The organism is Bartonella sp. OD88NMGDW (assembly GCF_042193775.1).
GTDB lineage: Bacteria > Pseudomonadota > Alphaproteobacteria > Rhizobiales > Rhizobiaceae > Bartonella > Bartonella grahamii.
This window is the reverse complement of the sequence record NZ_JBHIMA010000018.1, coordinates 1-8,115: the sequence shown is the minus strand read 5'-3', so window position 1 is coordinate 8,115 and position 8,115 is coordinate 1. Positions and strand designations below refer to the sequence as shown.

The window sequence follows — 8,115 nt, the reverse complement described above, 5'->3', positions numbered from 1 at the left end:
GTTTTTTTCCAACCTTTTTAACTTTTCGTGAAGGCAATTTCGCAATCATCGCTTCGTTAATTTGCCATCGGTTGTTAGCTTCGTTTGAAAGATTGATATTTTGCTCGTGAATGATTGGTTGTTTGGTTTCTATCGTTTTGATTTGTTCTGATTGGCTTTCAACATCACACTCGATTGCCTTTTCAACCAAATCGTTTGTTTCTAAATTTTCAAAATCAATTTCTCTTTTTGATAAAATAATAGTTTTATTTTTATTGTTAATGTTATTGTTAATGTTATTGTTATATATATAGGCATCATTAAGCATCGCTTTAGCATCATGCTTAGCATGCTTAGCATCATTAAGCATCGTTTTAGCATCATTAAGCATTGCTTTAGCATCGTTTTTATCAGTATTTTCAGTAACTTGAGCATCATCACAAGCATCACAAGTATAAGTTGTATGTTTATCCCATCTTGCCTGCGCTGCTTTCTTTGCTCTCTCCGATAATCTCTTTGATCGTGATGCTTTTGATACCTTTTCTAAACTCTCATGAGAGTTAGTAAGCTCTTCTTCAACATCTAAATTCCACAAGCGACCATCTGCTAAACGAATGAAATATCCTTCTTCAAGCAAAACATTCAGTGCCGCTTCAAACTTCTTCACTGAATAACCCGTGTAATTAGATAAAACTTTAATATTATAAAAAAGAGGTTCACCAGTATGCAACATACGTAACCGTAATCGCATATAGATATTGCCCTCTACAGCAGGCAAATAATCAACAACTATTGCCCACTTGTCTGCAAAAAGCCTCGTCCATGGTAATTTAATGGACATACCCCAATTCCCTTTCTTTAACTAAATATAAAATTGCTAAAGCATCTGCTTCGTTATCATCTTTCGGATTGTGCCCTTTTGCACGCACCGCCTTAATCATCTCTTCTTTCGACGCATTCCCCTTGCCTGTCGTCGCTTTCTTAATCGTACTTACTGGTATACCCTCATACGGTATCTGATGCTGTTCACACCACGCCGTTAACGTTGCTAACAAACCTCCGTAAACATGCGCTGCATCTGTACCTTTATGACGCCTCACCTCTTCAAAATACACCACGTCAATTTGACCTGCTGTCTGCTTTATTTCTGATAGCCATTGCTTAAAGCGCAAGTAACGCATTCCACCGCCTTCAAAACGGCGCGATTGAAAATTCACGGTACCACTGAACATGTCACCACTTGCACCACGTATCGCCCACCCAGTCCGCGTACCTAGATCAAAACAAAGGATTGTATGAAGCATCTAAATCACTTACATTTAATGATGGTTTTTTCTTAGAATGGTGCTTAAACGACTTCTCTGCACACAATTTTACTGCAATTCACACAATAAGAAACGTTAGAAAAAGATAATTTTTCAATGAGCTTTGCTTGCTCGTGTATTATTTCGCCTTTTTCATTTATCTCTTGTCTAAGCCTTTTTGTGGTTTTAAAAGCAGTATAAGCTGCATAACAAGATATAATAAGCGCAATTAAGCCCATCTCTATCTCCTCACTTACCCTTCTTCTTACTCTTCTTATTCTTATGAGGCGGCGCTTTTACTGCTTCATCACGCTGTTTAAGCTCTTGTGTTAGTCTTTCAACTTCCTCGTCGCGTGATTGAACATCTGCTTTTAGTGCCTGTATCTTTTCACTTTTCCGTTTAAAGTCTTCTCGGTACGCATCTATCTTTTGCTTCAATTCTTTAATTTCCGCATCACATGATTGAACATGTACTGTTAGTAGCTCTATCGTTTCACTGTTCCGTTTAAACTCTTCTCGGTACGCATCTATCTTTTGTTTAAGTTTTTCAATTTCCTCGTCGCGTTCTTCAATCTCTTGCTTCAATTCTTTAATTTCCTCGTCGCGTAATTGAACATCTGCTTCGAGTTCTTTAATTTCCTCCTCACGTTCTTTAATCTCTTGCTTCAGTTCTTCCATTTCCTCGTCGTCATGTTCTTCTATCTTTTGTTTCAATTCTTCAATTTTCTCGTCGCGTTCTTTAATCTCTTGCTTCAATTCTTTAATTTCCTCGTCGCGTAATTGAACATCTGCTTCGAGTGTCATTACAACTTCACTTACATTTCTGAACGCCTTTTCATGCTCTTCAGTCTTTTGTTTCAGTTGTTTAATTTCCTCGTCGCGTTCTTCAATCTCTTGCTTCAGTTGTTTAATTTCCTCGTCACGTTCTTCAATCTCTTGCTTCAGTTGTTTAATTTCCTTGTCACGTTCTTCAAGATCTGCATCACATTCATCAATTGTTTGCTTGCTTTCCATTAAATACCTAAACTCATTCTCTTTCATTTTTTTCTTAATATCTTGAACCTGCTCTTTAAGTGCTTTAACTTGGTTGCGATAATGCAATGCAATACGAAACATCACTCCGCTTAAGAGCAAAACTGAAACCACTGCTATCCATAAAATTTCATTCGAACTCATCTTTATCTCCTTTAATTTTTATGAGGGCGGTCATCATGACCAATCTGTTGTGCTTCGCATTCCATTAAAAAAAGAATGCAACAAGCCGCATGTGCCAAGTGTGATAAATCACTCTCAGCATCCTTATGCTCTCCACCAAACCATGCTAATAAATGACGTAAAGCAGCACCGTGAAACCTGCTCCAGTGCATGCCATTACGCCAATTGTTTGCTCCGTACTTCTTTGCCCCAAACTCTAAAACTTTGCCGATTTCAATCAGTGCCAACGGCGGTATAAGCTCTATACGAGGCTTACCATCATCATTCTTATGCGCTTCGTTTGTGCTATATAAAACGTGTTTACGCATGTAAACTTCGTCGTTATCGCGAAAATCTTCATAGTCACAAACATCGGCATTGCCGTAAATCTTGGCATTCTCTCTAATCTTGGCATGCCCGTGAACTAACGCATTGTCATAAACTTTAGATTGATTGAAAACTTCGGCATTACCAAAAACCTTGGCTTGACCGTAGACACGTGCTTTGTTGTAAACCTTAGCATCCCCATAAATGCGAGAATTGCCGTAAACTTCTGCTTTGCCTTTTACTGAAGCATTCTCATAAATTTGCGCCTTACCATAAACACGGGTATCACTACCATAAACCTCCGCATTACCGTAAATCTTTGCATAATTATAAACATACACACAATTAGAAACATCTGCACAACCGTATACTTGTGCATGCCCAAAAACACGTGCCATGCCACCAACACGGGCATCTCCAAAAACACGAGCATTGCCAAAAACATACCCATTATTAAAAGATCTATCCGAACCAGCTACCCAACAATCACCCTCATGTGATAGGTTACCTTCATGTTCTATAAAACCACCAAGATCACCTTTCTTGACTCTTCCAAAGTCTCTCAGTGCCCGTATGCGACGAAGCATTACAATACCATGTGAATTATTCTTATCAGGATAAAGCGTTACTCCTTGGCGTGTGAACTCATATTTCTTTTCTACAGCCATCTTTGTCTCCTTAATGCTGTAAAGTTTCTCCGGTGTGATCAACACCGCAGCTCTTGCTAATTTTCGACAATGGGGGGTGTTGCTCTTGCATTAATCTCTGCAAGCGCTCGGGATAAAAAAAATCTTCTGGACGCAAATCTATCCCATGATCACGTGCGTAATCTAAAATTTTTTGCTGGTGTTTTGCTGGCATGTCACGCCATCTATAAACAGATGACACATCTCTTTGCACTATGGTTGCTACAGTTTTGAAACCACCTAAATATTTTATAATTAATCTCGAAGCCATATGTAATCTCCATAACAGCGCAATAAATAATTGCACTTTTTACATATGTCAATAAAAAATGCACTTTTCTCATTTTTGCATTTTACGTATTTTTAGGGATAATATTTAGATTATGAGTAGCAATATTGAAAAAAGTATCCGACAATGGCTAGAAAAGAAATTAAACGAGCGCGGACACGGTGCTCAAATAGAATTAGCCGCTCACTTGGGAATCCATCAATCCACTATAAGTAGAATGATTAATCCTTACAAAAATGGAAAATCAAGAAGCATAAGTATTGGAGAATTAGTTAAAATAGCAGAGTTTTTTAATGAACCCCCCCCAAATTTCTTCAATGATGTTGATCAAGAATTTATGAATTTTTATCGTGATCTTTCTGAAGAAAACAAGAGAGATGTGATTTTGTATATTGAGTTTTTAAGGCAATCAAAAAATAAGAAATAGTTTCCTTTTCCTTCTGAGAAAACCCTTTTAGAAGATTATAATCTTGTTCCGTTACTTGCATATTGTATCTCCATAAATTGTGGATAGTGCATTTTTTAAAAAAACATACCTAACATAAATATGCACTTTTTACATTTTTATGTTGACACTTGCACTTTTTACATATATTCACTCCATATCTTAGAAAATAACTTTTGCCAATAGGCAGTATGGAGGCATTTGTGAATAAACCAGTGTTTATAAATTCTGATGAAATTCTCTTAGTGATGTGCGAAAATGAAGAGCAAAATCTCGCTAAATCTGGTCCTTTCTTAGAAGAAAGTGACATGATCAAATTTATCGACCAAGCCGATAATGCTGTCCAAATTTTGCGTATTGAACCAACGACTAATCGTTGCGAAGATATCTCTGAAGATATTGCCGAATTCTATCTTAAAGAATGTGAAGAGCAGTGTTTCAACGGAAACATTCCTCACGATTTTATTCTACACAGCACAGCATACGGTTTTTTTTTAGATGATATAAAACAGCGCGAATATGATGATGCAATGTATGGTTCTTACGAAAAACAACACCGTTTGCGTCCTTGTGATGTGCTTTAAAAGCTAAAGGCGTTTTTAAAAGACGCCACCTTTTCAAAAAATTCACCCCACAATGCAATGCCGTTCTTTTGCAAGAACGACAAAGGCAGAGTCTAACTTAAAGGAGTAAAATAATGGAAAAAAAATATGAACTTACTGATGAAACAATTGAGTTTGATTGCAGAACACTTCACCGCATTCGTGCACTGAGAGACTTTGCTGATGTTAAAGCTGGTGATTTAGGCGGCTATATCGAGAAAGAAGACAACCTAAGTCATGAAGGTGATTGTTGGGTAGGTGATGATGCAAAAGTCTATGGTTGTGCCAAGATTTTTGGTGATGCCCATGTTTATGAAAACGCTCGTGTGGATGGTCATGCAAGAGTTTATGACAATGCCAAGGTTTTTGGTGATGCTTATATTCATCACATTGCTGATATTTACGAAAATGCATGTGTTTTTGGTAGTGCATCTGTTACCGGAGAAACTAATATTTTTGGCAATGCGAAGATTTTTGGACATGCTCGTGTTTTTGCCAGTGCACAAATCTACGAGAATGCACAAGTTTCCGGTGGTGCATTTATTAGTGGAAAAGCTAAAATTTATGGAAATGCTAAAATTTATGACGGTTCATTGATTTCCATCAGAGCAAAAGTTGGGGGAAATGCCCAAATCTGTGGTTATGTATTTATTCATGGAAACGCAGAGATCATCAATGATGAAATCATCACAACTGGCCAGAGGCAATAAACCATGGAAAAAAAATACGAATTTACTGATGAAACAATCGAAGTTGGGGGCAAAACTCTCCACCGCATTCGCGCATTACGAGACTTTGGAAACGTCGAGAAAGGTGATTTAGGAGGCTATATCGAGAAAGAAGACAACCTAAGTCATGAAGGTGATTGTTGGGTAGGTGATGATGCAAAAGTCTATGGTTATGCCAAGGTTTTTGGTGATGCCTTGGTTTACGAAAATGCACAAGTTTACGGTTATGCACATGTTTACAACAATTCTCGTATTTATGGCAAAGCAGAAGTTTGCGATGAACCATGCATTTACGGTGATGCAGAAGTTTACGGTGATGCATATATTTGCGGTGAACCGCACGTTTTTGATAATGCAGAAGTTTATGGCAATGCACAAGTTTACGAAAAGGCATACATTTATGATAGGGCGCGTGTTTACGGCAATGCAGAAGTTTCCGGTGATGCGCATGTTTACGGTCATGCAAAAATTTACGGTGAAGCATGTGTATGTTGGGACGACTGGATTGATGGCGATAAAAGAATCTCAACTAGGTAACAAAACAGATGAAAAAATACGAACTTACTGATGAAACAATTGTGTTTGATGGAAGAACTCTTCACCGAATTAGAGCATTAAGAGACTTTGGATATGTCAAAAAAGGTGACCTAGGCGGTTTTATAGAAAAAGAGAGCAACTTAAGCCATAAGAGAGACTGTTGGATTTTTGGCAATGCACACGTTTACGGTGATGCCAAAGTTTATGATGATGCGCGGGTTTATGGGAATGCATGCGTTTATGGCAATGCACAAGTTTCTGATTATGCCGAAGTTGGTGGTGCTTATGTTGGAGATAATGCCAAGGTTTTTGACTATGCGCGGATTTATGGGAATTCTGTTATAGGGAAAAGTGTACACGTTTACGGAAATGCTAAAATTTACAATCAAGCATATATTTGCTGTCGTGTAAACATTGCTGGAAATTGTAAAATTAGTGGCTCCACCATAATCGAAGAACGTGAGAAATAGTAATCATGGAAAAGAAATACGAACTGACTGATGAAATAAAAGAATTTTATGATGCAAGAACCGATAAAAGTAAAAAACTTTATCGCATACGTGCATTAAGAGATTTTAGAAATATTAAAAAAGGTTACTTAGGTGGCTATATACAAAAAGAAGACAACCTATCGCATGAAGGCGATTGTTGGGTTTGGCATAAAGCTATGGTTTGTGGTGACGCTAAGATTTTCGGCAATGCACAAGTATTTGAACGCGCAGAAATTACAGGCAGGGCGCGTGTTTATGAAAATGCAAAAGTTTGCGGTGAAGCATATGTTGAATATGATGCGCAAATTTACGGCAATGCACAAATTTATGGTGAGGCTCGAGTTTTGGGCCATGTTTATGGCAATGCCCGTGTCTATGGAGATGCTTATATAAGTGATAAAGCACACATTTCCGGAAATATGAAAATTCTAGATGGAGTATATATTTTAGATAATGTAAATATTTCTGGTAATCTTGAAATTCGTGGACGCAATTCAATCATCTACGAAAGTGACTATTCAGCAAGCGATATAAGCTACATAAGCCGTTTCTAACAACCAAACAACATTTTTAAACACAAGCGTGATTCACGCCACGGGGGAATTGCGCGCAATGTAGGAAATCAAGATGACAAATTCCACTTTTTTAACAGAAATGGCAAGAAAATATGGATTTTCTGCTGAAGAATTTCGAGAAACAATCATAAAAACTTGTATTGGATATAAAAATGCTAGTGTCATCACTGATGCAGAATTTGCCGTTTTTCTTTTTGTTGCCAATACTTATGGACTTAACCCTTTAACAAAAGAAATCTATGCACTCCCTAAAAAAGGCGGCGGCATCATACCCGTTGTTTCTATCGACGGTTGGATAAAGATCATCAAATCAAATCCTGACTTTGATGGCATGACCTTTCAAGATCAACTCGATAAGGATGGGAAGCTCATTGCTATCAAATGTGCTATTCGTCTCAAAGGAATTAAAGACCCTATCGAAGTCATCGAATATCGCAAAGAATGCGAACAAGAAAAAAGTGAAGCATGGCAAAAATATCCAGCACGCATGTTGCGCCATAAAGCTACTATACAATGTGCTCGCTATGCTTTCGGGCTTTCCGGTATTTATGAAGAAGATGAAGCAAAACGTATCAATGAAGCAAACCATAACGTACAAACGAAGTTAGTTTCTTATGATGTGCTTACGCAAATCAAACAATTAATAAACATCACTCAAACAGAAGAAGAAAAAGTGCTTGAGTATGCACAAGTCGACAGACTTGAAGATCTTCCTGATGAAGTAGCACAAAGGATTTTGGATATTTTGCAAAAGAGACAGCATGAAAAAGAACAAGCTTTCCTACAACAAAAGCAAATAGAGGCGCCTATACAAGATGCCGAATATATTCACGTCCAAGATATAGAATATGTATCACAAGAACAAAGAACGGCGGTGTGATATGGAACAAAGAACAGCAGAATGGTTTCAAGCGCGCTTGGGTAAAGTCACCGCATCAAACATTTACAGCGTACTCAG

General features: G+C 37.7%; 13 protein-coding genes and 1 pseudogene. 8 read left to right on the top strand and 6 right to left on the bottom strand.

The window, feature by feature from the left end:
- The 6 genes from ACFIJR_RS08400 to ACFIJR_RS08375 all read right to left on the bottom strand — a co-directional run.
- Positions 1-820, bottom strand: an 820-nt coding sequence (locus tag ACFIJR_RS08400) for a DUF1376 domain-containing protein (RefSeq protein ID WP_375653993.1), incomplete at its 3' end; no start/stop codon positions are given.
- Entirely contained in the window at positions 810-1,283 is a 474-nt protein-coding gene (locus tag ACFIJR_RS08395) for a crossover junction endodeoxyribonuclease RuvC (protein WP_375653992.1), read from the bottom strand. The genes ACFIJR_RS08400 and ACFIJR_RS08395, both read right to left, overlap by 11 nt.
- 44 nt (positions 1,284-1,327) lie before the next feature.
- Positions 1,328-1,522 carry a hypothetical protein gene (locus ACFIJR_RS08390; protein WP_375652214.1) on the bottom strand — a complete coding sequence of 65 codons (195 nt, stop codon included), beginning with the start codon at positions 1,520-1,522 and terminating at the stop codon, positions 1,328-1,330.
- A 10-nt stretch (positions 1,523-1,532) separates the two neighbouring features.
- Positions 1,533-2,459 (bottom strand): hypothetical protein, encoded by a 927-nt coding sequence (locus ACFIJR_RS08385; protein ID WP_375653990.1) that lies wholly within the window; start codon positions 2,457-2,459, stop codon positions 1,533-1,535.
- A gap of 11 nt (positions 2,460-2,470) precedes the next feature.
- Positions 2,471-2,806, bottom strand: coding sequence for a dATP/dGTP diphosphohydrolase domain-containing protein (locus ACFIJR_RS08380; protein ID WP_375653995.1), 336 nt, complete (start codon positions 2,804-2,806; stop codon positions 2,471-2,473).
- 676 nt (positions 2,807-3,482) lie between these two features.
- A complete protein-coding gene (locus tag ACFIJR_RS08375) occupies positions 3,483-3,761 on the bottom strand; it encodes a hypothetical protein (protein ID WP_375653989.1) in 279 nt (92 codons plus the stop codon).
- A gap of 112 nt (positions 3,762-3,873) precedes the next feature.
- Between ACFIJR_RS08375 and ACFIJR_RS08370 the strand changes: the two genes are divergently transcribed.
- From ACFIJR_RS08370 to ACFIJR_RS08335, 8 genes and pseudogenes are all read left to right on the top strand, one after another.
- Entirely contained in the window at positions 3,874-4,206 is a 333-nt protein-coding gene (locus ACFIJR_RS08370; protein WP_012755091.1) for a helix-turn-helix domain-containing protein, read from the top strand.
- 221 nt (positions 4,207-4,427) lie between these two features.
- Positions 4,428-4,808 carry a hypothetical protein gene (locus ACFIJR_RS08365; RefSeq protein WP_375621921.1) on the top strand — a complete coding sequence of 127 codons (381 nt, stop codon included), beginning with the start codon at positions 4,428-4,430 and terminating at the stop codon, positions 4,806-4,808.
- A 113-nt stretch (positions 4,809-4,921) separates the two neighbouring features.
- A complete protein-coding gene (locus ACFIJR_RS08360; protein WP_375649367.1) occupies positions 4,922-5,536 on the top strand; it encodes a hypothetical protein in 615 nt (204 codons plus the stop codon).
- Positions 5,537-5,539: 3 nt separating this feature from the next.
- A complete protein-coding gene (locus ACFIJR_RS08355) occupies positions 5,540-6,091 on the top strand; it encodes a hypothetical protein (protein ID WP_375653987.1) in 552 nt (183 codons plus the stop codon).
- A gap of 8 nt (positions 6,092-6,099) precedes the next feature.
- On the top strand, positions 6,100-6,561 hold the full coding sequence (locus tag ACFIJR_RS08350; protein ID WP_375653986.1) for a hypothetical protein: 462 nt from the start codon (positions 6,100-6,102) through the stop codon (positions 6,559-6,561).
- A 5-nt stretch (positions 6,562-6,566) separates the two neighbouring features.
- Positions 6,567-7,136, top strand: a complete 570-nt coding sequence (locus ACFIJR_RS08345) for a hypothetical protein (RefSeq protein ID WP_375627387.1) — start codon at positions 6,567-6,569, stop codon at positions 7,134-7,136.
- A gap of 73 nt (positions 7,137-7,209) precedes the next feature.
- On the top strand, positions 7,210-8,037 hold the full coding sequence (locus ACFIJR_RS08340) for a recombinase RecT (protein ID WP_375653985.1): 828 nt from the start codon (positions 7,210-7,212) through the stop codon (positions 8,035-8,037).
- Between the two features lies 1 nt (position 8,038).
- Positions 8,039-8,115: pseudogene (locus ACFIJR_RS08335) on the top strand (exonuclease); the annotation flags it as partial.